Annotated in this window: 26 protein-coding genes; 14 read left to right on the top strand and 12 right to left on the bottom strand. The window is 68.6% G+C overall.

Going from position 1 to position 22,269, the window contains the following annotated elements; translation table 11 throughout:
• Positions 1 to 74 precede the first annotated feature (74 nt).
• Together ACFCV3_RS24740 and ACFCV3_RS24735 are read left to right on the top strand one after the other, a co-directional pair.
• A complete protein-coding gene (locus ACFCV3_RS24740) occupies positions 75 to 656 on the top strand; it encodes a GNAT family N-acetyltransferase (RefSeq protein WP_376033546.1) in 582 nt (193 codons plus the stop codon).
• The gene (locus ACFCV3_RS24735; RefSeq protein WP_376033544.1) at positions 626 to 1,357 is read left to right on the top strand and encodes a nucleotidyltransferase domain-containing protein; all 732 of its coding nucleotides are present in this window, start codon (positions 626 to 628) and stop codon (positions 1,355 to 1,357) included. Before ACFCV3_RS24740 ends, ACFCV3_RS24735 begins: the two co-directional genes overlap by 31 nt.
• Here the strand turns inward: ACFCV3_RS24735 and ACFCV3_RS24730 are convergent.
• The gene (locus tag ACFCV3_RS24730; protein ID WP_376033542.1) at positions 1,295 to 1,846 is read right to left on the bottom strand and encodes an AAA family ATPase; all 552 of its coding nucleotides are present in this window, start codon (positions 1,844 to 1,846) and stop codon (positions 1,295 to 1,297) included. The two genes, ACFCV3_RS24735 and ACFCV3_RS24730, sit on opposite strands and share 63 nt — an antisense overlap.
• Before the next feature lie 13 nt (positions 1,847 to 1,859).
• Entirely contained in the window at positions 1,860 to 2,846 is a 987-nt protein-coding gene (locus ACFCV3_RS24725) for a GNAT family N-acetyltransferase (RefSeq protein ID WP_376033540.1), read from the bottom strand.
• A 64-nt stretch (positions 2,847 to 2,910) separates the two neighbouring features.
• Here ACFCV3_RS24725 and ACFCV3_RS24720 point away from each other — a divergent pair, with 64 nt between their 5' ends.
• The gene (locus ACFCV3_RS24720) at positions 2,911 to 3,612 is read left to right on the top strand and encodes a hypothetical protein (RefSeq protein ID WP_376033538.1); all 702 of its coding nucleotides are present in this window, start codon (positions 2,911 to 2,913) and stop codon (positions 3,610 to 3,612) included.
• Here ACFCV3_RS24720 and ACFCV3_RS24715 read toward each other — a convergent pair.
• Entirely contained in the window at positions 3,597 to 4,547 is a 951-nt protein-coding gene (locus ACFCV3_RS24715) for a threonine/serine dehydratase (RefSeq protein ID WP_376033536.1), read from the bottom strand. The two genes, ACFCV3_RS24720 and ACFCV3_RS24715, sit on opposite strands and share 16 nt — an antisense overlap.
• A 76-nt stretch (positions 4,548 to 4,623) precedes the next feature.
• On the opposite strand from ACFCV3_RS24715, the gene ACFCV3_RS24710 reads away from it, so the two are divergent.
• The 4 genes from ACFCV3_RS24710 to ACFCV3_RS24695 all read left to right on the top strand — a co-directional run bounded on the left by ACFCV3_RS24710 (position 4,624) and on the right by ACFCV3_RS24695 (position 7,746).
• Positions 4,624 to 5,847, top strand: a complete 1,224-nt coding sequence (locus tag ACFCV3_RS24710) for an epoxide hydrolase family protein (RefSeq protein ID WP_376033534.1) — start codon at positions 4,624 to 4,626, stop codon at positions 5,845 to 5,847.
• Between the two features lie 124 nt (positions 5,848 to 5,971).
• A complete protein-coding gene (locus ACFCV3_RS24705) occupies positions 5,972 to 6,583 on the top strand; it encodes an FMN-binding negative transcriptional regulator (protein WP_376033532.1) in 612 nt (203 codons plus the stop codon).
• A gap of 51 nt (positions 6,584 to 6,634) precedes the next feature.
• Positions 6,635 to 7,195, top strand: a complete 561-nt coding sequence (locus ACFCV3_RS24700) for an RNA polymerase sigma factor (protein WP_376033530.1) — start codon at positions 6,635 to 6,637, stop codon at positions 7,193 to 7,195.
• Complete coding sequence (locus ACFCV3_RS24695) at positions 7,192 to 7,746, top strand: hypothetical protein (RefSeq protein WP_376033528.1); 555 nt, start codon at positions 7,192 to 7,194, stop codon at positions 7,744 to 7,746. The genes ACFCV3_RS24700 and ACFCV3_RS24695 overlap by 4 nt, the downstream gene beginning before the upstream one ends.
• On the opposite strand, the gene ACFCV3_RS24690 is transcribed toward ACFCV3_RS24695, so the two are convergent.
• The 3 genes from ACFCV3_RS24690 to ACFCV3_RS24680 are packed head-to-tail and all read right to left on the bottom strand — an operon-like array spanning position 7,743 to position 9,866.
• The gene (locus ACFCV3_RS24690; protein ID WP_376033526.1) at positions 7,743 to 8,348 is read right to left on the bottom strand and encodes a response regulator; all 606 of its coding nucleotides are present in this window, start codon (positions 8,346 to 8,348) and stop codon (positions 7,743 to 7,745) included. The two genes, ACFCV3_RS24695 and ACFCV3_RS24690, sit on opposite strands and share 4 nt — an antisense overlap.
• Entirely contained in the window at positions 8,345 to 9,445 is a 1,101-nt protein-coding gene (locus ACFCV3_RS24685) for a sensor histidine kinase (RefSeq protein ID WP_376033524.1), read from the bottom strand. Before ACFCV3_RS24685 ends, ACFCV3_RS24690 begins: the two co-directional genes overlap by 4 nt.
• Before the next feature lie 10 nt (positions 9,446 to 9,455).
• On the bottom strand, positions 9,456 to 9,866 hold the full coding sequence (locus ACFCV3_RS24680; protein ID WP_376033522.1) for a hypothetical protein: 411 nt from the start codon (positions 9,864 to 9,866) through the stop codon (positions 9,456 to 9,458).
• Positions 9,867 to 10,103: 237 nt separating this feature from the next.
• On the opposite strand from ACFCV3_RS24680, the gene ACFCV3_RS24675 reads away from it, so the two are divergent.
• Entirely contained in the window at positions 10,104 to 10,757 is a 654-nt protein-coding gene (locus ACFCV3_RS24675) for a VanZ family protein (RefSeq protein ID WP_376033520.1), read from the top strand.
• A gap of 97 nt (positions 10,758 to 10,854) precedes the next feature.
• Here ACFCV3_RS24675 and ACFCV3_RS24670 read toward each other — a convergent pair whose 3' ends face one another.
• Positions 10,855 to 11,457, bottom strand: coding sequence for a pentapeptide repeat-containing protein (locus ACFCV3_RS24670; protein ID WP_376033518.1), 603 nt, complete (start codon positions 11,455 to 11,457; stop codon positions 10,855 to 10,857).
• A gap of 105 nt (positions 11,458 to 11,562) precedes the next feature.
• Between ACFCV3_RS24670 and ACFCV3_RS24665 the strand changes: the two genes are divergently transcribed.
• Both ACFCV3_RS24665 and ACFCV3_RS24660 read left to right on the top strand, forming a co-directional pair.
• Positions 11,563 to 12,459 carry an NAD-dependent epimerase/dehydratase family protein gene (locus tag ACFCV3_RS24665; protein ID WP_376033516.1) on the top strand — a complete coding sequence of 299 codons (897 nt, stop codon included), beginning with the start codon at positions 11,563 to 11,565 and terminating at the stop codon, positions 12,457 to 12,459.
• A 4-nt stretch (positions 12,460 to 12,463) separates the two neighbouring features.
• A complete protein-coding gene (locus ACFCV3_RS24660; protein ID WP_376033514.1) occupies positions 12,464 to 13,225 on the top strand; it encodes a protein phosphatase 2C domain-containing protein in 762 nt (253 codons plus the stop codon).
• On the opposite strand, the gene ACFCV3_RS24655 is transcribed toward ACFCV3_RS24660, so the two are convergent.
• The 3 genes from ACFCV3_RS24655 to ACFCV3_RS24645 are packed head-to-tail and all read right to left on the bottom strand — an operon-like array spanning position 13,207 to position 16,292.
• Positions 13,207 to 14,097 carry a DUF4328 domain-containing protein gene (locus tag ACFCV3_RS24655; RefSeq protein WP_376033512.1) on the bottom strand — a complete coding sequence of 297 codons (891 nt, stop codon included), beginning with the start codon at positions 14,095 to 14,097 and terminating at the stop codon, positions 13,207 to 13,209. The genes ACFCV3_RS24660 and ACFCV3_RS24655 overlap by 19 nt on opposite strands.
• Positions 14,098 to 14,139: 42 nt before the next feature.
• Positions 14,140 to 15,675 carry a glycerol-3-phosphate dehydrogenase/oxidase gene (locus ACFCV3_RS24650; protein ID WP_376033510.1) on the bottom strand — a complete coding sequence of 512 codons (1,536 nt, stop codon included), beginning with the start codon at positions 15,673 to 15,675 and terminating at the stop codon, positions 14,140 to 14,142.
• Positions 15,672 to 16,292, bottom strand: coding sequence for a TetR/AcrR family transcriptional regulator (locus tag ACFCV3_RS24645; RefSeq protein ID WP_376033508.1), 621 nt, complete (start codon positions 16,290 to 16,292; stop codon positions 15,672 to 15,674). Before ACFCV3_RS24645 ends, ACFCV3_RS24650 begins: the two co-directional genes overlap by 4 nt.
• A gap of 116 nt (positions 16,293 to 16,408) precedes the next feature.
• Between ACFCV3_RS24645 and ACFCV3_RS24640 the strand changes: the two genes are divergently transcribed.
• From ACFCV3_RS24640 to ACFCV3_RS24625, 4 genes are all read left to right on the top strand, one after another.
• Positions 16,409 to 17,956 (top strand): FAD-binding oxidoreductase, encoded by a 1,548-nt coding sequence (locus ACFCV3_RS24640; RefSeq protein WP_376033506.1) that lies wholly within the window; start codon positions 16,409 to 16,411, stop codon positions 17,954 to 17,956.
• A gap of 23 nt (positions 17,957 to 17,979) precedes the next feature.
• Entirely contained in the window at positions 17,980 to 18,699 is a 720-nt protein-coding gene (locus ACFCV3_RS24635) for an SDR family NAD(P)-dependent oxidoreductase (RefSeq protein ID WP_376033504.1), read from the top strand.
• The gene (locus ACFCV3_RS24630; RefSeq protein WP_376033502.1) at positions 18,696 to 19,727 is read left to right on the top strand and encodes an S-adenosylmethionine:tRNA ribosyltransferase-isomerase; all 1,032 of its coding nucleotides are present in this window, start codon (positions 18,696 to 18,698) and stop codon (positions 19,725 to 19,727) included. Before ACFCV3_RS24635 ends, ACFCV3_RS24630 begins: the two co-directional genes overlap by 4 nt.
• A 221-nt stretch (positions 19,728 to 19,948) precedes the next feature.
• Positions 19,949 to 20,716: a class I SAM-dependent methyltransferase gene (locus tag ACFCV3_RS24625; protein ID WP_376033500.1), complete on the top strand. Its 768-nt coding sequence runs from the start codon at positions 19,949 to 19,951 to the stop codon at positions 20,714 to 20,716.
• Between the two features lie 3 nt (positions 20,717 to 20,719).
• Here ACFCV3_RS24625 and ACFCV3_RS24620 read toward each other — a convergent pair whose 3' ends face one another.
• Together ACFCV3_RS24620 and ACFCV3_RS24615 are read right to left on the bottom strand one after the other, a co-directional pair.
• Complete coding sequence (locus ACFCV3_RS24620) at positions 20,720 to 21,649, bottom strand: aldo/keto reductase (protein ID WP_376033498.1); 930 nt, start codon at positions 21,647 to 21,649, stop codon at positions 20,720 to 20,722.
• Positions 21,649 to 22,245, bottom strand: coding sequence for a TetR/AcrR family transcriptional regulator (locus ACFCV3_RS24615; protein WP_376033496.1), 597 nt, complete (start codon positions 22,243 to 22,245; stop codon positions 21,649 to 21,651). Before ACFCV3_RS24615 ends, ACFCV3_RS24620 begins: the two co-directional genes overlap by 1 nt.
• Positions 22,246 to 22,269: the final 24 nt, after the last annotated feature.

The raw sequence follows: 22,269 nt of genomic DNA, 5'->3' as shown, positions 1-22,269 counted from the left end.
ATCGGCCGACGGACAGGACGTTTAGGTGTGCTGCACGCCGTCGTCAGGCTGAGCGGTGGCCTGCCGGGGGCCCGGTGGAGGTATACCTCCTGTCGTTCGGGGGATCCGGACCAGGAACGGTCGCGTGGAAAGTGCTTGGCTGGAGCGAGGGGAACGCGACTACCGTCGGGCGGGTGATCGTCCGGTCTGTTCGGGAGAGCGATGTCGAGAGCCTTCATGCTGGGCGGCTGTGTGGGGTGACGCTCGACGAGACTGCTGGGTTGGTGAGGTCGGCGGTCGAGGAGGAAGGCGGGGGTGAGTATCGCTTTCTGGTTGCGGTCGAGGAGGGCGGGGCCGTGGCGGGGATGACCACGGTGCGCCGGCTGGACCATCGGATGTGCCGGCACCGGGCGGAGCTGGGTGGGTTTGTGATTCTTCCTGCGGCCCGGGGGACGGGGCTTGCTCGGAGGATCGTGGGTGCGGCGGGCGATTGGGCTCGGCAGTGGGGGTGCTCCGTGCTTGAGGTGAGTTGCCGGGGTGGCACTCGGGCTGAGGCGGCGTACGTGGGGCTTGGGTTTCAGGTGTGGGGGCGGCTGCCTGGTGGGTTCCACGATCGCGGTGGTGTGGTTTTCGATGAGGTTCGGTTGTGGATGGCGCTTTCGGCGGAGGGTCTCTAGTGCTGGCTGGGTATGAGGGGTTGTTGGGAGAGCTGGTTGCTGAGGCTCAGCGGGATGACGAGGTTGTGGGGGTGTTGCTGACGGGGTCGCTGGCTCGGGGGGATGCGTTGCCGGGGACTGATGTTGATCTGCGGGTGATTCTTGGTGATGGGATGAGTCGGCCGGCATTGCATGAGGTGCGGGGTGGGGTGCCGGTTGAGTGGGGGTACGCCGACGAGCGGAGTGCTCGGGATGCGTTGAAGAAGGCGCCGATGCACGTCTATGCCTACTTGGACGGGCGGATTCTGCATGACCCGGAAGGGGTCCTCGCGCGGTTGCGGCAGCATGCGCAGGAGCGGTTTGAGGGGTACCGAGTCTCGGACGCGGAGCGGGCTGAGTTGGCGGCGAATCTTCGGTATCCGGCGGAGAAGATCCGGATCGCCATGGCGGGCGGCGATCTGTTGAAGGCCGCGTTTGTTACTGCGACTACCTCTTGGTACTTGATGGAAGGGCTCTGGGCGGCGAGCGATCGGCCGTTGCCGCCCAACAGTTCGGTGCGGCCACATCTTGGGGATCTGGCAGGGCCGCCGGAGGTGGAGAAGCTGTACGGCGAGTTGTTCGTGGCGGACGTGGAGCGGCGGGTTGAGGTCGCGCTCTCCTTATATGACTGGGTTCTTGGCGAGCTCGGGGAGGGACGGCCAGCGGGTGGAAGCCCAGGCTGACCAGGTGAGGTGGTCTGGTGGGGCGGGGTCTAGGTGGGTGCCTTCTAGTTCTGCTTGGTCCGGAGCTTCGAAGACGGTTCGCCACTCGGCCAGTTCGGCGTCGCTGATGGAGAAGGTCTGGTCGGGGGTGGTGGCGAAGCGGTGGGTGATTCGTCGATGTTGCTCTTCAGGGGTGATGGGCAGGTAGACAACTTTGCTGAGGGCGCCGACGGCGGTGGCGATCCAGCGGAGGGCTGAGCGTTCGGCCTTGCTCCAGAAGCCGAAGTCGAAGATGACGTTCGTACCGAGCTGCGCGGCCCGCATCCCGATCTCGATCAGCTTGCCTTCGACTAGGTCGCGCTTGTCATCCGGGTTCTCGTAGTCGAACAACACGATCTGCCACTCGTCCGGAGTCAGGCGGAGGGCCGGCGCCTCGAGCTCCAACTGCTTGGCGTGCGTGGTTTTACCCGCACCGGGCAGCCCGACGATCAGGTAGACAGTGGCGCGCATCGAAGCCTCCGGTTCACTCGTCGTCGAGTGGGTGCAGGTCGGTGGGGGTGAGAACCCAGTGGAAGCCGTACTTCGGGCTCGCGGAGCGGTCGATGCGGTCCGGCGCGAAGTACTCGGCGATCAGGTCCTGCAGACGCTGATTGAACTCGACCACCCGTGCATACGGCACCCGGCCGCCATGTTCGCCGGAGGCCTGGACAAAGGTGGCACCGAACATGCCGGCGCGTGAGTCCGCGAAGGCCTGCTGATAGTCGTACGTCGTACGTCCGGGGAGCACGGTGATGTCATCGGTCGCCGGCTGCGGCGTACCGAGGTAGTCGGCGCCCAGCGACGTCCGCACCCACAACTCGTCCGACTGCGCGACAAGACCGGCGTCCGCCAACTTCGTGAGGTACCAAAGCACCCGCGCATCTGTGACATGCAGTTCGTCGGCGAGCTCGCGCAATGACCGCGGCGACGAGAGTCGACGGACGAGATCCCGCGGGAGCGCAGAGTCCAGCGCACCGGCAGCAGGTAGCGGGAGCAGTTGCTTGCGGAGCAGGGTGATGGTGGTTTCGTAGCGCTCGGTGGTCCCGTCGGTGGTGGTGATGTCCCACGCGCCGAGTTCGCTGCCACTGACGGTGTAGCCGAGGCGTTCGTACAGGGCTTGCGGGCGAGGGCTGGCATCGTCGATGCCGAGCTCGGCGAAGGGGATGTCTCGGGCCCGGATGTGCTGCTCGAGCGCCCGGATGAGGATCGTGCCGATACCGCAGGACTGGAACGCTTCCAGCACCGTCAGTTGGTAGATCGTCGCTCCCCCGGGCGGCTTCGTGTAGTCGACGGCTCCGTAGCCCAGGGGCTGGCCCGAGGGTGCGCAGACGGCGAGATAGTCGACCTCGCCTTGCTGGGCGCGGGTCAGCTCTTCGACCATCGAGGTGAGCTTGGCGGGAGACTCTCCCAGGGTCGGCAGATCCTCGATGGTCAGGTCGCGAACGGTCACTGGAACGACAACTTCGGACATGCGCTGCACGCTATGGGTTGCCGCTCGTCCTTGCCACGCGATTTCCTGGGGCGATACTGGCCGGGTGACTTCAGGGATGCTGGTGCCGCGCCGACGGCGTGGCGGTCTTGGCGGTACGGCGGCCGTTCCGGGGTCGACGGCGACGACCGGAGTGCTCGACTGGGTATCGCCGCCAATCTCGGAGCTCGTCGCCGAGATTCCAGCAGCGAGTGAGCGGGAGTGGCTTCGCTCGGCGCATGGGGTGATCCGGAGCCGGATTCGGCCGGTCTACGCGTTGAACGATCTGCAGCCGGCCTCGACGTCGGTACGGCGGGGCCGTGGTTCGTGCAGTCAGCGGCTGGCCGTTCTGGAGGCGGTGGCTCGCGGCCGTGGAATTCGGACCCGGGTCGAGGGGCTCGCGGTCGACGGGCGGTTCTGGTACCCCCGGTTCGGGCGGCTGCGTCCCCTGGTGCCGGCGCGGGTGATCTTGGCTTGGCCGGAGTTTCGGGTGGAGGGCCGGTGGCTCGCGGTCGGTGAGCTGTTCGAGACGGCAGCGCCGGGTGCGTTCACCAATGCCGGCGCGGAGACGCTGTTCGACGCGATCGGGCGGACTGGGGTGGCTTGGGGTGGGGATTGTGCGGACGGGGTGTGTGACTTGTCCGGGTGGGTGGTCGAGCGGTTGGGGTACTTCGACCATCGGGACGAGTTGTTCGCGCAGCAAGGACAGACGTTGTGCTGGACGGCGCGGACGATCGGCGAGCCGGTGCTGAGCTACCGGTCGGCCTGAATCCAGCGGTGGTGGTCGGGCGGGTTCACGTTGCTGCCGCAGATGATGGTGACGACTCGGCGGCCTGCGAAGCGGGCGCGGTTCTCGAGGAGGGCAGCCAGGCCTAGGGCGGCGGAGGGTTCGGCGACGAGGCCGGCCTGCGTGTGGAGCAGCCGGACACCGGCGACGATCGACGATTCCTCGACGAGTACGGCGTCATCGGCCACCTGCAGGAGATCGGTCAGTACTTCGGGGATCGGGCGCCGGCCTGCGACGCCGTCCGCAATGGTGTCGGCGGACTCGGTGGTGACGACGCGCTGCTGTTGCCAGGACAGTGTCATCGCCGGTGCGCCCGCCGGCTGGACGCAGACGACCTCGACACCGGGTGCCAGGTCCTTCAATACGTGACCGATGCCGGTGGCCATCGCACCGCCGCCCAATGCGATGAGGACGGTGTCGAAAGGTGTGCCGACCAGTTCCAGCCCGATCGTGGCTGCGCCCTCACAGGTCTCGAGGTCGAGGCTGTCCTCGACGAGCCGGATGCCGGTGGAACGGGCGATCTCGGCGGCGCGGTCGCGGGCCAGTTCATGATCGCCGTCGACCAGTTCCAGGGTCGCGCCGAGGGCGCGGATGCGGTCGAGCTTGGCGGGGGTCGCGAACCGGGAGGCGACGACGGTGACGTCGAGACCACGCTTGCGACCGGACCAGGCGAGCGCCTGACCGAGGTTGCCGGCGCTGGCGCAGACCGCGGCGCTGCCGGTGAGTTGGCTGGCGACGAGTTCGGTACCGCGGCCCTTGAAGCTGCGCACCGGGTTCGCGGTCTCGAGTTTGATGCTGACCGAGCAGCCGAGCTCCGGCTCCAGCGCTTCGCATTCGTAGAGAGGGGTGTCGAGGAAGACCGGGTCGATGACCTCGCGGGCGGCACGGATCCGGGCGGTGTCCAAGCGGGTCGGCACCGGGTCAGAATCTCACGGGAAAGTCCCGGATGATTGCGGAAGTAAGTCCGCCGCAATTGTTCCTACCGTTGGGGACATGACGACAAACACGGAGATCCAGCCCTTCACCATCGAGGTTCCCCAGGCCGAGGTCGACGAGCTGCGGGCGCGGTTGCGCTCGGCGCGCTGGCCGGTGACGCCGGCGGTCGACGACTGGAGCCGCGGGGTTCCGGTCGGCTACCTGCGGGAGCTGGCGGCGTACTGGGCTGATGGCTATGACTGGCAGGCGGCCGAGGCCGGACTGAACGCGATCCCGCAGTTCGTGACCGAGATCGCCGGTCAGCGGATCCACTTCTTCCACCAGAAGTCGGCCGAGCCGAACGCGCTGCCGCTGATCCTGACCCACGGCTGGCCGGGGTCGCCGGTGGAGTTCCAGGCGATGATCGGGCGGCTGACCGACCCGGTCGCGTACGGCGGTGACCCGGGCGACGCGTTCGATGTCGTCGTACCGTCGCTGCCCGGGTACGGGTACTCGACCCCGCTCGGACCGGCCGGGTTCAACCTGTTCGCGGTCGCGCAGATGTGGGCCGAGCTGATGAGCCGGCTCGGCTACGACCGGTACGCCGCTCATGGCACCGATGCCGGCTCCGGAGTGACCGGGATGCTGACGATGATCGACGCCGCGCACGTGGTCGGGGCGCACCTGGCCGGCGTCACCGCGTCGGCGCCGTTCGCCGGCCCCGTGTCCACCGAGGGCCTGTCGGCCTCCGACACGGCTCGGGCGGAGACGTTCAACCGGTACCTCGAGGACGGCCTCGGCTACCTGACCCTGCAGTCGACCCGGCCGCAGACCCTGGCGTACGGGCTGAACGATTCGCCGATCGGACAGCTCGCCTGGATCGTGGAGAAGTTCGCCGGATGGACCGACCCAGCCCACAAGCTTCCGCACGAGGCGGTCGACCGCGACCAGCTACTCACCAACGTGAGCCTGTACTGGTTCACCGGCTCCGGCGCCTCCTCAGCCCACGCCGTGTACGACGGCATGCAGGCATGGAAGGCAATGCTCGCCCAACAGTCCAACGGCAGCGACTGGGGCTCCGACGACGCGGGCGCCGCCTGGGGGCCGGCGACTCCGCCCCCGACCGGAGTCGCGGTCTTCGGCGCCGAGACCGCGATCAAAAGCCTCGTCGACCCCGCCGGCGCCATGACCCACTGGACCGAATACGAACGCGGCGGCCACTTCGCCGCCATGGAAGTCCCCGACCTCCTCACCACCGACCTCCAAACCTTCTTCCGCCCACTACGCACAATCGCCGGATGACCTTCGTGCGCCACCAGAGCCAGGGCGGGGAGGCCGGTTGGGTGGGGAAGGTGGGGTGGATTGGATCTGGGCGGGGAGGGTTTGTGGGGGGAAGGTGGGGTGTCGGTCGAGGGTGGGAGTTCGGATGTATGTGCCTGCGCATTTTGCTGCTGGGGATGACGAGGTTGAGGAGTTGCTGTCTCGTCATGGCGCGGCTGATTTGGTGACGATGACGGAGGGTGGGTTGCTGGCGACGATGGTGCCGTTCGTTTACGACGCGGAGCGGAGGGTGCTTCGGGGGCATCTGGCTCGGAACAACGAGCAGTGGCAGCGGCCTGTGCTTGGTGAGGCGTTGGTGATCATGCATGGGGTGGACTCGTATGTGTCGCCCAGTTGGTACGCCGCCAAGCGGGAGCACGGGCGAGTCGTGCCGACCTGGAACTACGTGACCGCGCACGTGTACGGCGTACTGACCGTGCACGACGATCCGGTCTGGGTGGGAGAGCTGGTACGGCGGTTGACGGATCTGCACGAGGGGACGCGGGCTGAGCCGTGGTCGGTGGATGATGCACCGGAGAAGTTCGTGAACGGGCAGCTGCGGGCGATCGTCGGTGTCGAGCTCGCGATCACGCGGATCGAGGCGAAGGTGAAGTTGTCGCAGAACCGGTCGGCCGCGGATGTGGACGGGGTGATCGCGGGGCTGCGGGCGGATGGGGACGAGCAAGCGGCGTCCGCGGTCGAGGAGCATCGGACGTAACGTCGGGCGCCGCTCGGGCCAAGTACTTCCGACTGCGACGGAAGGACTGACGTGACTCAGATTGCCGAGATCGGGCGGGATCCGGACGCGTTCGAGGCGTTCTACACCGAGCACATCGAGCGGATCCAGCGGTTCGTGGCCCGGCGGGTGGACGATCCGTACCTGGCTGCGGATCTGACCGCGGATGTGTTCCTGGCCGCGATCGGCGCGGCGGCCGGGTACCGGGCGAATCTCGGGACGCCGATCGGGTGGCTCTACGGGATCGCCCGGAACGTGGTGTCCGCGGAGAAGCGCCGGCACGCTCGCGAGCTGCGGGCGAACCAGCGGATCTCGGGCCGGCGGCTGCTCACGGCGGACGACGTCACCCGGCTGGAGGAGCGGATCGACGCCGAGGCGTCGGCGCGGGCGTTGCTGCAGGCAATGGCCGAGCTGCCGGACGGCGAACGCGCCGCCCTGGAGCTGGTCGCGCTCGACGGCCTGTCCCCCACCGACGCCGCCCACGTGCTCGGCATCCGGCTCACCGCGTTCCGCGTGCGCTTGCACCGGGCCCGCGGGCGGCTCAGGTCGCAGTCACTCCACCTGGCACCGACTCCCACGGAGATGACCTCATGAACACCTTCGAAGACAAACTGCTCGCCGAACTCCGCACGGTCGTCGCCGAACGGCCGGTCGACATCCGGCGCAAAAGGCCGAAGCGGTTGCTGGTCGGAATCGCCGCCTGTCTGACACTGGCAGCCGGTACGGCGGTCGCCGTACCGATGCTCGGCGGTGAGCAGGCGACGTCGCCGGCCTACGCGGTGACGACGGAGGCGGACGGCAAGGTGCGGGTACGGATCTACAACTTCACCGATGCGGCTGGGCTCGAGAAGCGGATCCGAGCCGCTGGTGTCCGGGCGGAGGTGACGGTCCTACCACCGGGCAAGAAGTGTCGCAGGACTCCGGCACCCGTCATCCATGAGGTGCGAGGCGCGGTGCTGAACACGGCCGAGTTCATGACGTCCACGCGTGACAACCCCCGCCTGGGCCTGCTCCTCGATCCGGCGAAGTTTCGTGGGCACACGCTGCTGCTCGAGCTGATCGACGACGGCAAGTTCAGCGGTGCCGGCGGGCTGGACCGCGCGCAGACCGGAAGCTTCGGTCCGTGTGTGGTGGTCGACCGCTAGAGCAGGCCGCGGCGGAAGGCTTCGGCGACGGCGGAGGCTCGGTCGGGGACGCCTAGTTTGGCGTAGATGTTGATCAGGTGGGTCTTCACGGTGGCCTCGCTGATGAACAGGCGGCCGGCCGTATCGCGGTTGGTGTTGCCGGCGGCCACCAGGTGCAGGACCTCGACCTCGCGGGGCGTGAGGAGGTCGGGGGTGTGCTGGGCGAGGACGTCGGCGACGGCGGGGGCGAGGGTGGAGCGGCCGGCCGCGGCGGCGCGGACGGCGCGGAGAAGGTCGGCGCGGGGCGCGTCCTTGAGCAGGTAGCCGGTGGCGCCGGCTTCGAGGGCGGGTACGACGTGGGTGTCGGTGGCGTAGGTGGTGAGCACGAGCACGCGGGCCGCGCTCCCGCGGTCGGCGAGCTGCCGGATGGCGTCGAGTCCGCCGACGCCGGGCATCTGGAGGTCCATCAGGACCACGTCCGGCCGGAACACCTCGGCCAGCTGGATCGCCTCGGCACCATCGCCCGCCTCGCCGACCACCTCGAACTCCGGGTCGGCGGCGAACATGCCGCGCAGCCCGTCGCGGACGACCGGATGGTCATCGACGATCAGCAACCGGATCACGAGGCGGCTCCACGGGTCGGGACGATGACGGCGACGGTGGTCCCACGCCCCGGCTCGCTCTCGAGCGAGAGCTCGCCGTCAAGCGCCTCGACCCGTTGCCGCATCGCGATCAGCCCGAAGCCGCTGGTGGTGGGATCAGGAGTGAAGCCGGTGCCGTTGTCGTGCAGGTCGAGGGCTACGTGGGAATCCAGGTAGGAGAGCGTGACGCCGACCCGGGTTGCCTGAGCATGCTTGATCACGTTGGCGAGCCCCTCCTGGGCGGCTCGGAGCAGGGTGGACTCGACGGGCTCGGTCAGCGTGACAGGGTTGCCGGTCACGCTGAAGGCGGCCGGGGTCGCGTTGAGCGCGGACCAGCGGCGCGTGAGGTCGTCGAGGGCATCGGGCAGTGCGGCGGCTTGTAGTGCCTCGGGCCGGAGGGCGTTGACCGAGCGGCGGGCTTCGGTGAGGCTCTCGCGCGCCAGGTTCATCGCGGCGTCCAGATGGCGTTGGCGGTCGTCGGCATGTTCGGCCGCCTGGAGTTGGGTGATGATGCCGGTCAGGCCCTGGGCGAGGGTGTCGTGGATCTCGCGCGCCAGCCGCTCGCGCTCGTCGCGAACACCCAGCTGACGCTGCAGGGTGGCGCGCTGCCAGTCCAGCCACGCGGCCAGGCACATCGCCAGGACGTTCACCGCGACCACAGCGGCATACGTCAGCCATCCGTACCAGGAGTCCTTCGGTACGCCGTACGCCTGGGCGGTCGCCGCGACCACCCCGACCGCGGTGATCCCGGCCAGTCGCCACGGCCACGGCAGCAACCCGAACGCGTAGAAGTACCCGGCCGGCGTCAGGAATCCGAACCAGGGGTCGCGCAGCACCAGCCAGCCCATCAGTACGACGAACCCCGCCAGGAACACGCTCATCGCGGCCGGCCGCTCCCGCCACGCAGGACGCAGGGTGAACCCGAACAGCATCCACACCGCGATCGCCGTACAGAGAACGAGGTCGGTGCCGAACGGTCGTCCGTCGGATTGCCTGATCAGCACCGTGACGGCGGTCAGTACGGCGAGCAGGACGTACGGCACCACCGTCAGCCGGACCGGCCAGACCCGCTCGCTCATGTGCGCCTCCTCAGGCTCCAGTGAACACCGAGCGCAGGTGCTTGCCGTTGACGAGCAGCACGACACCGAGCAGCAGCAGGCCACAGATCGCCTGCTCGACCTTCATCCACAGCGGGAAGGTGCCGGGCAGTACGTCGATGACCACGATCGCGACGAGCATGATCGCGGTGACGAGCCGCAGCCGCAGGAAGGCTCGCGCCGAACCACGAGCGGCGCGGCGGACGAACGACAGCGTCAGTACGGCGCTCGCGACCACGACCGTGCCGCGGATCCAGACCGCGTCGTTCACCGCAGCGGTGTTGTTGCGCAAGGCGATGATGCCCGCCAGCGTCAGGACGCTGACGGCGAGATAAGCGGTGATCAGCAGCGTGACGCTACGCCAGGTACTGCTGGTCCGGGACGCAGTGGGATTGATCGACATGTCTCCACTCTCGGCGCGCGGCCGGTCCGCCGCCTCCACCGATCGGTTGATCCGCAACGCAAAAGATCGTTGCCCTCGGCACCTTCATGGCGTGACAGTTTGTGCTCGGATTGTCACGGGTTGTTTGCGGGTGCGTGCAGATGTCCGGACAAGGGTGGCGGGTGGTGCCTGCGACGGCAGATTGTCGAGGGGAGGAAGAGATCGAGACAGGCGGTCGACCACGGGAGGGTCCGGCGAGTGCTCGAGACTTATCGCGGCATCCCACATCTACTGGATACCTGGCTCGTGCTGAGCGGCATGGCACTGCCGGTCGCACTCTCGTCGCTGCGGCGGCCGGGGGCACTGCCCCCTCGCCTCGCAGCGTTCGGGATGCCGGCGGCGTTCGCGCTGGTGCTGGCGGCGACGCTCAGCCCGACGCCGCACCGGTTCAGCACGGTGGTCGGCCAGTGCGGTACCCACCTCGCCACGACCGGTGGACTGACCTCGGTCCAGGGTCTGCTCAACGTCCTGCTGTTCGTGCCGGCGGCCGGTGCGCTGGCGCTGGCGAGTGGCCGGCCGGGTGACGGGATCGCCGCCGGGATCGGGCTGTCGGCCTCGGTCGAGGCGATCCAGGCGCTGATCCCCCAGCTCGGACGGTCCTGTCAGCTGCACGATCTGATCGCGAACACGGCCGGTGCGTTCTGTGGGGTCGGGCTGGTGGCTGGAGTACAGTCCATCGCGCGACGACAGCAGCTGGTCACCGGCCCGTACGTCGTCGAGCACGCGGCCATGATCGTCGTACGGCCTCGTCCGCCGGCGCGGCATCGGCGGCGGGAGCACGGCACGCTCCGCCCGGTCCCGGTGGTCGCCAAACCGTCGAACGGGCTCCGGCCGATGGTCCGAACGCGCTGAGCGATCGCTGCCCGAGCAGAAAGTTATCCGGAAGGTTATCCACAGGTTGTGGGTAACCCGGGGGATGACGGCTCAGCTACGTAAAGTTATCCACAGGCTAGGGCCGGACATCCAGCCCGAGCGCGGTCGCCAGGACGATCGCCTGGGTTAAATCGATCCGCGCGTCCCGGAGCCCGACGGTGAGCGGGTCGAGGGTCGACAGGTCCGAACCGCGCAGGTCGGCCGCGGTGAAATCGGCCCGCTGCAGGGATGCACCCGACAGATCGACATCCCGTACGACGGCCTTCGCCGCCCGGACCCCGGTCAGATCGGCCTCGCGCAGCTTCACGCCGTTGAACTCCGCCCCGCGCAGGTCCGCACCCGGCAGCCCGGTGAACGACCAGTCGCCGCCGGAGACCTTGAGCAGGTTGTACGTGCAGTCGTCGAAGAAGCTGCCGACCAGCTTGCACCCGGTGAACGTGGCGTCGAACAGCGAGCACCGGACGAAGGTGCAGTTCACGAAGGCGGCATCGGTGTGGGTCGACGCGTTGAACCGCACCCCGCGGAACGTGCACTCCTCGAACACCCCGCCGCGGTTCTCCACCTCGGTCAGGTCGGTGTCGATGAACAGCACCCGCCGCTGCGTCTGCCCGGACAGCTCGGGATCGTCCCACTCCCGAACCGTCGACTCCGTCGGTATCGCCTGGTGCCTGGTTGCCATCCCCCCACCCTGCCACCCGCAACCGACAGACAGTTGTGATGCTTACGCGTCAGGTTGTGATGATGCCTTCAGCGGACCGACAACTACGGGCCGCACGATGGAGGGGTGAGCGGATCAGAGCGGGTGATGGTGTTCGGCGCGAGTGGATTCCTCGGTGGCCGGATCTGTGCGCTGCTCGCCGATCGGGGCGTCGAGTACCGCGGACTGAGCCGGAACCGGGGTGAACCACACCTGCGCTGCGACCTGGCATCGATGCATTCGTACGCACTGGAGACCCAGATCGGCCTGTACAAGCCGACGGTGGTGATCAATGCGGTCGGCGCGACCTCCGGTGATCCGGCTGACCTGGTCGCAGCGAACGTCACCGCGGTCGAGGCGCTGCTGGCCGCGACCCGTGACAGTGCCGGGCACGCCCGGTTCGTCCAGCTCGGAGCGGCGGCCGAGTACGGCGGTGGTCCGCACGGCGCGAGTCAGTCGGAGGGATCCGCGCTGCGGCCGGCCGGTCCGTACGGGCTGACCAAGCTGGCCGGCTCCGAGCTGACCGTCCGCGCCCAGCGCAACGGCGCCGATGCCGTCGTGCTGCGGATCTTCGATGTGGTCGGGCCCGGGGCTCCGGTGACGACGGTGACCGGCCGGGTGATCGCGGGCCTGCGCGACCGGCAGCAGATCGACGTCGGATCGCTCGATGTCTGGCGCGACTTCGTGGACGTCCGGGATGTCGCCGAGGCGGTGGTCGCGGTCGCTCTGACCGACACCAAGCTGCCCGCGGTACTGAACGTCGGCAGCGGCCGGGCGACGCTGGCCCGCGATGTGGCCGGTCAGTTGTTCGAGCTGAGCGGCCAGCCGGCCCGGATCGTCGACGACCCGGCGCAGGACGGCACGCTGGGTGATCCGTGGCAGCAGGCCGACATCGGACTGATCGGTGAGCGGATCGGCTGGTCGCCCAAGATCGCCCTGGAGCAGTCACTCGCCGACAGTTGGGCCGCTCCGCGGGCAGACTGACCAGGTGGAGATTCGCTCGAGCAGTCAGCCCGCACCGGATCGTCAACCGCCCGCAGTGAACGAAGACCTCGTGCTGACCGGCCCTGACTTCGCAGTGGTGCTCGACGGTGCCACTCCGTTCCAGGGCATCGACTCCGGCTGCCGCCACACAGTGGCCTGGCTGGTCGGTCGCATCGCCCGGTACGCCGCACCTCCCCTGCTGACCGCATCCACGGCGCCACTGGCCGACGTACTGGCTGAGGCGATCGCTGCGGTCTGTGCGGAGCACGCGGACAGCTGTGACCTCACCAATCGGGACAGTCCGTCGTCCACAGTCGCCATGGTGCGCGTCCGGCCGGACCACGTCGAGCATCTGGTGCTGGCTGACTCACCAGTCGTCTACCGCGCACCCGACCAAGCCGTGACTGTCCACAGCGACGATCGGCTCGAGCAGTTGCCCGAGCGAACAGTGGAGAGCGTCCGCCGCCTCCGCAACGCACCCGACGGCTTCTGGGTGGCGAGCACCGACCCGGCAGCGGCGTACCAGGCAGTCACCGGTACGACGGACCGCGCGCAGGTCGCGGCGATCGGCGTACTGAGTGATGGCGCCTCCCGGTACGCCGAGCACTACGGGCGGAGCTGGGACGACCTGATGACCGTGCTGACGAGCGAGGGACCCGCAGCGCTCATCCGGCGGGTCCGCGCGTACGACGACGCCGCGGCCACGATCCGGTGGAAACGGTACGACGACGCGACCGCCGTGGTGCTCTACGACAGCGGGCGGTAGGACGGGAAGCTGGGCGGCCGGTAGTCCTGCACGGGGGCGATCGGCGGTGCTGTGACTCGCTGCTGCTGCCACTGGTTGACCTGGAGCATGAGCAGCGTCATCGACACCGTGGCGACGATCAGCAGCAGTGCGGCGACCGAGAAGCCGATGTCCACCCAGAGAGCGACCCGGACCATGACGTCCTGGAATTCGTAGAACTGGGTGGTCCGGCCGGCGTTGTCGGCGGACTCGACCACCTGGATGAAGAAGGCGAAAAAGCCGATGGTCGCGGCGAGCAGACCGGCGACGATGATCACCCAGTAGCCGACCCACGTCGCCCACCAGCTGTAGAGCAGCGCGCGGATCTGCTGGCTCTTGGCCGCTCCCGGCTGCTCCAGGGGTTCGCTGGCGACGACGATGTCCCGGACGAGCTGCAGTGGGTACCAGAACTGGACGACCGGGCAGAACCACGCTCCGATCACCCAGCCCGCGCTCCGCCGGTGCAGCCCCTGGCCGGGCGGTAGGGGGTTCGCGGGTGGTCGCGGCGCCAAGGCGGAGTTCAGGAAGTCACTGTTCTCGCGGGCGTACCAGAGCCAGAGCAGGTAAGCGATGGCCGTCCCGAACAGCAGGTAGCCGAGGATGTTGACCAGCCAGCCGCTGCCGACGATGGCGTTCGTGGCGTTCTCGAACTCCTCCTCGGTGAGGTTCAGGAAGATGAAGTTCTTCACCTCGTCGTAGGAGCGCCACATCAGCACCGACTGGAGTGTGGTGATGAGAGCGGTCAGTCCCATCAGCACGATGGCGACCAGCGCAAACGTGCGCAGCGGCCGGTAGCGCGGCGGCAGCACCGCATACGGCCCGTGCCGCGGCACCGGATAGTACGGCTGAGTCATCGTGATCCTCCCCGCAACAACGGTATCTCGGAGAGGGAGCGCTCAGACCGCGGCGAACGCCTCCCGGACCGCAGGTAGTGCCAGCTCGCGGTCGGCGGCGGACAGGCCGATCCGGGTCCGCCGGTCGAGTACGTCGTCCTCGTCGAGCGCACCCTCGTGCCGGACTGCGAACAGCAGCTCCGCGTACGTCGTCTTGAGCCCGGCCGCGACCGGGTCGAGGGTGGCGCCGGCCGCCGAGATCACCTGGGGCGCCTCGACGCCGTACCGGTGGACGAACCGCGCCGGAGCGGCTACTGACGCCAACCGGACCCGGTCGGCCGCACCGACCAGTGGGATCCGGTGCGTCATGCAGGGGCGGCGGGTGCTGAGTGTGGACTGTGCGAGCGCGGTGTCGAGTGCGTCCTGCGCCATCCGCCGGTAGGTGGTCAGCTTGCCGCCGACGATGGTCACCAGCCCGTCCGGCCCGGTGATCACCGCGTGCCGCCGCGAGATGTCGGCTGTCTTGTTGCCATGGCCGGTGTCGAGTAGCGGGCGCAGTCCGGCGTACGTGCCGAGCAGGTCGGCCCGGGTGAGCGGCGTCTGCACCGCACGGTTGATGGTGTCGAGGAGGAAGTCGATCTCTCCGTCCGTCGCGCGCGGTACGTCGCTCACCGGACCAGGCGCGTCCTCATCGGTCAGTCCGACGTACACGCGATCGTCCGGCGCAGGGATCGCCATCACCACCCGGCGCAGCTCCCCCGGCACGCCCACGGTCAGCACCGCGGACAGTCCACCGAAGGCAGTCTGTGGGAAGACCAGATGAGTGCCGCGGCTGGGCCTGAGCTTGATGCCGTCGGTGATCTGGCCGGCCCAGATCCCGGCTGCGTTGATCACGACCGTCGCATCCACGGTGATCCGGTCCCCGGTCAGCTGGTCGACCAGTACGGCGCCATGGCCGGTCACCTCGGTGGCTGCGACGCGGGTCAGCACGCGAGCGCCGTACTGCGCGGCCGTGCGAGCGATCGCGATCACCAGCCGGGCGTCGTCGTACAGCTGGCCGTCCCAGGTCAGGAAGCCGCCGCGTAGACCCTCGGGTCGCAGGGTCGGTGCATAGCGCATGACCTCGGCCGAGCTGACCCGGCGGGAGTGCGGCAGATAGTCGTCGCTGGTCCGTGCGAACGTGCGCAGGATGTCGCCACCGAGGAACGCGCCGCGCAGCAGCGCCGCCTGTGAAGCCTTTGCCTGCGGCATCCATGGCGCGAGCTGCGGAACCGGATGGACGAGGTGCGGCGCGGTCGTTTTCATCAGGATCCCGCGCTCGACCGCGCTCTCATAGGCGATGCCCACGTGCCCGGAGGCCAGGTAGCGCAGACCGCCGTGCACGAGCTTCGAGCTCCAGCGGCTGGTCCCGAAGGCCAGATCGTGCTTCTCCACCAGGGCAACGGTCAGACCGCGAGCGGCCGCATCCAGTGCGACGCCGGCGCCGGTCACGCCACCGCCGATCACCAGTACGTCGACCTTGCCGGTCGTCGCCAGCCAGTCGAGCTCACGAGCCCGGCGAGCCGCGTTCAGACTGGCGTTGCCGATGGAGGCGATCATGGCGTCAGGTATTTGGTGAGCATGTCGCGGAGTTGCTCGTCGAGCTTCGGGTACTCCTCCTTCGAGGCCATCACCGGACCGGACACGGCCGAGGCGAGCGCGACCAGAATGATCTGCCGGGCCAGCCAGACCGGATCGCTGTCCTGGATCGAACCGTCCGCCTGCCCGGCCTTGATGCCCTCCTCCACCAGCGCAAGGTGTGCGACCGTGCTGCTGCCGCGGCGCTCGAGCAGGTACGGCGTGAGGAACTCGGGATCGAGCTCGATGATCTTGCGCATCAGCGGGTGCACGCGGGTGTGCGCGACGACCTCGACCACGCCCTCGACCAGGCGCGTGCGGCCGTCGGCGGCGTCCGGCTGGAAGGCCGACATGAGCGCGGTCGTCCACTCCCGGGTCATCAGGGCGGCGACCACAGCCTGCACATTCGGCCAGCGGCGGTAGAGGGTGGCGCGGGAGACCTCGGCGTGCCGGGCGATATCGGCCATCGTCATCCGGCGCATCCCGATCGCCAGTAACAGCTCGTACGCCGCGTCCAGGATCCGCTCCTCGCCGATTGCGTTGGCGGGAGTGGGACGACTGCTGGTCTCGGACCCTGATTCGCTGCTACGCTGAGACATCACACGTCAGAGTGTATCAGCGACTCCGACGTCCGGGAACCGTCGTGGGCAGGTGTGATCAGGGGTTTCATCTGCCCACGACGCTACCCCGGCGAAGCAGTGATGGGGAGCTCGAAATGACCGAATCCGACTTGCCGGTGGTGCAACTCACGCCGGGCCGCTGGGGTGATCCGGAGGTCTCGGTCGAGGTGCCGGCTCCGGCACTCGCCGCGCTGCACCACCTCGGCGTACGGCGTCCTGAGTCCGGCCCGGTCGATCCGGCGGACCGCCCGGGGCTCTCGCCTGAGCAGGTGGCCGTCCTGGCCGAGGTGGTCGGAGCGGAGCACGTGACGACCGATCTGACCGCGCGCTGGGCGCACACCCGCGGGTACTCGACACCTGACCTGCTGCGGCATCGTGCCGGTGACACCTCGGACATGCCCGACGCGGTCGTCTTCCCGGCCACCCATGACGAGGTCCTGGCGTTGCTGGCCGCCTGCGCCGAGCATGACCTGGCAGTGGTGCCCTACTCGGGCGGTACGTCGGTGGTCGGCGGGCTCGCGGCGTCCCGGCGGTTCGTGACCGTGGACCTGCGTCGGCTGGATCAACTGCTCGAGGTCGACGACATTTCGCGGACCGCGACGCTGCAGGCCGGCGTGCGTGGTCCGGCGGCCGAGGCGCTGCTCGCGAAACACGGCTACACGCTCGGGCACTTCCCGCAGTCCTACGAAGGCGCGAGCATCGGTGGGTACGCCGCCGCCCGGTCCAGCGGGCAGTCGTCCGCGGGGTACGGGCGGTTCGACCAGATGGTGGTCGGGCTGACGCTGGCGACTCCGCGCGGCACGGTCGAGCTCGGCCGCGCGCCGATGTCGGCAGCCGGTCCGGATCTGCGCCAGCTGGTGCTCGGATCCGAAGGTGCCTTCGGCATCATCACCTCGGTCGTCGTCCGGATCCGCCCGCGGCCGGAGGAGCGGCATTTCGAGGGGTGGCGGTTCGACACCTTCGAGGCCGGACTGACCGCCGTACGGCGATTGGCGCAGGACGGGCCGTTGCCGACTGTGCTGCGGTTGTCGGACGAGGCCGAGACCGCGGTCAACCATCCGGACGGGCCAGGCGGCGTACTGGCGATTGTCGGCTTCGACGGTCCGTACAAATCGGCGACTGGTGACGTGCTGACCGCAGCAGGTGGTCAGAACCTCGGTGCGGAGGCAGGTGAGGCTTGGCGGGTCGGGCGGTACAAGGCGCCGTACCTGCGGGATCCGTTGCTTGACGAAGGCGCACTGGTCGAAACACTCGAGACTGCAGGGTTCTGGTCGCGCATCCCCGCACTGAAGGCTGCTGTGACCGATGCGCTGGTCAAGGCGCTCAGTGATCAAGGCACTCCGCCGCTGGTGCTCTGTCATGTGTCACATGTGTACGAGACCGGCGCATCGCTCTACTTCACCGTCATCTGCGCGCAGACCACTGAGCCGATCGACCAGTGGCGACAGGCGAAACTCGCTGCGAACACTGCGATCGCTGAAGCGGGCGGGACGATCAGCCACCACCATGGCGTCGGGACGGATCACCGTGAGGCCTACGCCGCGGAGATCGGTCCGCTGGCCGCGGAGGCGTTGCGTGCGGTCAAGGGTGTGCTCGACCCGGAAGGCGTGCTCAATCCAGGGATCCTCTTGACCTCAAGTTAACTTGAAGTTGGACAGTCGTGGGCATGACTCCTGAACCCGCGAACCGTCCTGTCGCTCTCATCACCGGTGCTTCGGCCGGCCTCGGCCTCGCGCTGGCCCACGGGCTGGCCGATCGGGGCTGGGCGCTGGTGATCGATGCCCGCGGTGCCGACGCACTCAAGGATGCCGCCGATGCGCTGGCCGACCGTACCGACGTCGTACCGCTGGCCGGCGATGTGACCGATCCGCAGCACCGCGCCGATCTGGCCGATGTCATCGGTGAGCTCGGCCGTCTCGACCTGTTGATCAACAACGCGAGCTACCTCGGGCCCAGTCCGCTGCAGGCGTTGGGCTCTGCGGACCTCGACGAGCTCCGTCGCGTCTACGAGGTCAACGTGGTCGCACCACTCGCCCTGACGCAGGCTCTGCTCCCAGCACTCACGACGGCGACCGGTGTGATCGTCAACGTCAGCTCCGATGCCGCAGTCGAGCCCTACGAGACCTGGGGTGGCTACGGTTCGGCCAAGGCGGCACTCGACCACGCGTCTCGAGTGCTCGGGGCAGAGCACCCGTCGCTGGCGGTGTACGCCGTTGACCCAGGTGATCTGCGGACCGCGATGCACCAGGCTGCCTTCCCCGGTGAGGACATCTCGGATCGCCCGGAGCCCGCGACCGTCGTACCGGCGTTTCTGGCGTTGCTGGACCAGCGGCCGGCGAGTGGTCGCTACCGGGCTGCGGAGTTCGCGCCGGCGGTGACATCGTGACTGTCCATCCACACACGAGATTCGTTCTGCCGGACTCGCTCAACGCCACTGAACCGCCAGAGGCCAGAGGGCTGTCGCGGGATCAGGTGAAGCTGCTGGTCGCGGAGGGGTCGGCCGTCACGCACACCCGCTTCGATCGGATCGGTGATCACCTCCGGCCCGGCGATCTCCTGCTGGTGAACACGTCCGGGACGCTGCCGGCCGCAGTCGACGGCACCTGGATCACAGGTGCGGGAGTGGCCCCAGTGGTCGTGCACTTCTCCACTGCGCTCGACGACGGCAACTGGGTGGTCGAGTTGCGCAACGGCGGCGCACCGATGTTCGGCGGTACGGCGGGTGACCAGGTGGAGCTGCCACGCGGGATCCTGACCCTGCTGGCTCCACACCAGCGGGACTCGAACCGCCTGTGGCGGGCCAAGCCGCCGGTGACGGACATGATCAGTTACTTGCATCGGCACGGGCGTCCCATCACCTATAGCTACGTGAACAAGCGGTGGCCGATCGCGTCGTACCAGACTGTGTTCGCCCGGGACCCGGGTAGCGCGGAGATGCCGAGTGCGGCCCGGCCGTTCAGCTTCGAGCTGGTGAGCCGGCTGGCCGCGCAGGGGGTGCTGATCGCGCCGATCACGCTGCACTGCGGCGTCTCCTCACTGGAGAGCCACGAACCGCCGTTGCCCGAGCGGTACGACGTACCCGAGCACACCGCACGGTTGGTGAACTGGGTGAAGGGCAACGGCGGTCGCATCGTGGCAGTGGGAACCACTGCGGTCCGGGCGATCGAGTCGGCGGTCGCGGCCGACGGATCAGTCGTCGCTGCGCACGGGTGGACCGACCTCGTCCTCGGTCCCGACCACCCCGCTGCCGTCGTCGACGGCCTCGTCACCGGAATGCACGCCCCCGAGGCCTCGCACCTGCTCCTCCTTGAGGCTGTTGCGGGAGGTGGCACCGTGCAACAGGCCTACGACGCGGCTCTGCATGAGCGATACCTCTGGCACGAGTTCGGGGACAGCTGCCTGATCCTCCGCTGACCCGGAGCCCGGCTCGTTACCGGGCCGGGCGCGTTTGTCCACTGCTCGTGGGCTCATCGAACCGTCCTAACCGCCTGGGTCCCCCGTCGGGACGTGCCTCGATTAGACGCGCCCCAGCCGGAAGGTGTCACGGCTCTTTATCCAACCGAGCGTCAATTGTGGCCTAGCCCGTATACCGGCTTCGTGGTAAGCAGTGACCGGATACTCACCGTGGAGGTTGTATGTCCAGTCGCCGCCTGGCCTCGTCGTTCCAGCACGCCGGCGTGGCCGCGGCGTACGCGCACCGCCCGCCGTACCCCGCCGAGCTGTTCGACATGCTGGAAAAGCTGATCGTCGACGAACCCCGGGCGGTGCTCGACATCGGGGCCGGCGACGGCGCGCTGGCTCGGCCGCTGGCCGAGCGGGTCGACCGGGTCGACGCGGTGGAAATCTCCGCGGCGATGGTGGCTGCCGGACGTCGCCGCCCCGGCGGGCAACGGAGCAACCTGGTGTGGCTCGTGGAGCCGGCCGAGCAGATGACCGTGCGAGGGCCATACGGTCTGGTCACCGCCGGCGCCAGCCTGCACTGGATGGACCCGACCACCACTCTGGCCCGGATCGAACGGCTCCTCGCGCCGAACGCCGTGCTGGCCATCGTTGACCAGCGATATCACCAACTTCCGTGGCAGGACGCGCTGGTCGAGGTGATCGTCGCGCACACCCGCAACTCGGCGTACGACCCGGGTTTCTCACTGCCGGACGCGCTGGCCGAGCAAGGCCTGTTCGACATCCATGGTCGGCGGGAGACCGGCGCCGTGGTCTTCACCCAACCGACGCGCGACTACATCGAACAGTTTCATTCGACCGCATCCCTGGCCCGGGAGTTGATGCCGGCCGACGAGGCCGCCCGCTTCGACGACAAGGTGGCCGCGGTGGTCCGAGAGTACGAGCGGGACGGCTGGCTCAGCCTCCCGATCACCGCGTCGGTGGTCTGGGGACGGCCTCACTGAACCTCAGTTGGTGTTTCGGCGGCCGTCGATCCGGTCGGGGTCGAGCATGGCTTCGGTGATGAAGTCCTGCGGGAAGCCGACGGCGAAGTCGGTGGCGGCCTCTAGTCGCTGTACGGCGTCGTGCGGCAGATCGAGGTCGAGCGCGCCGAGGTTGTCGGTGAGCTGGTCGGGTGAGCTCGCGCCGACGAGTGGATGGACCGCGCGCGAATGGGTCCTGGTCCAGGCGAGGGCGACTTGGGCGGGGGTGGCATTGAGCTCGGCCGCGACCTTGTGGACGGTGCTGACCACGGAGTCGTCGGCCGCGGGTTTCGTGAGTCGGCCGTGCGCCAGCGGGGCCCAGGCAGCGACCGTCATGCCGAACGCCTCTGCCATCGGCAGCAGTTCGCGCTCGATGTCACGCTGCAGCAGGCTGTACGGAACCTGCAGACCCGCGAACGGCGACCAGTCCCGCCACTCGGCCAAGGTGTTGCCGCGGGCGACGAGCCAGGCCGGTGCGTCCGAGATCCCGGCGTACAGGATCTTCCCGGCGCGGACGGCGTCGTCGAGGGCACGCAGGGTCTCCTCGATCGGGGTGTGCCGCTCCCAGTAGTGCACCCAGTAGATGTCGAGGTAGTCGGTGCCGAGCCGGCGCAGGCTGGAGTCGAGCGCGAGCCGGAGGTTCTTCCGATGGTTGCCGGTGGCATTGACATCGTGCGGGTCCCGCGGCAGCGAGTACTTCGAGGCGAGCACGAACTGGTCCCGGCGTCCGGTGAGGACCTCGCCGACGATGTCTTCGCTCGGACCGTAGGCGTCGGCGGTGTCGATCACGTTGCCACCGGAGTCGGCGTACAGGTCGATGATCGGGCGGGCCTGCTCGGCCGAGGTGAAGCGCATAGCGCCCAGGAAGAGCTCGGAGACGCGGAGTCCAGTGCGACCGAACAAGCGGTAGCGCATCAGCCGGCGTACCCATAGAGGAAGGCGTGCACCCCGGTGGTGACGGTGTCGGCAAGATCGGGCATGGGTCCTCCACGGTAGGACGGGTTGGAGCCGGAGATGAGTTGCGAGAAGTGCAGCGCCGCACGCAGTGGGTCGTCGATCCGGAGCAGACCGTCGGCGGCGAAGGCCGCGAACCGGTCGGCGATTGCCCGCCGTACGGCGAGTGGTCCGGCCTCCTGCCAGGCGTTGATGGCGTCCTCGGGGATGTGACCGGCCTCGGCGTTGATCTGCCGGACCAGAGCCGAGTGCTCGGCGAAGTCCGGGACCGGCGTCCGCCAGGCGATGCCGAACGCGACCAGGTCGGACTCCAGGTCGGTGATCTCGGTCAGGTGACTCTCGACGATGGCCAGCTGCGCAGCGGCTACCCGAGTCGCGCTCTCCTGGATGACCGCCTGGAACAGCCCGGCCTTGTCGCCGAAGTGGTTGTAGAGCGTCCGTGTCGAGACGCCGGCCTCGGCCGCGATCACGTCGATACTCGCCCGCGCGTAACCGTCCCGCGCGAACACGGTCAACGCACCGCCCAGCACATCCTGCCGCTTGCTACTTCGGACCACCGGATCCCCCTGGCATCAGTACAA

The sequence above is a fragment of the Kribbella sp. NPDC056345 genome (assembly GCF_042262745.1).
Lineage (GTDB): Bacteria > Actinomycetota > Actinomycetes > Propionibacteriales > Kribbellaceae > Kribbella.
This window is presented reverse-complemented; position numbering and strand designations above follow the sequence as displayed.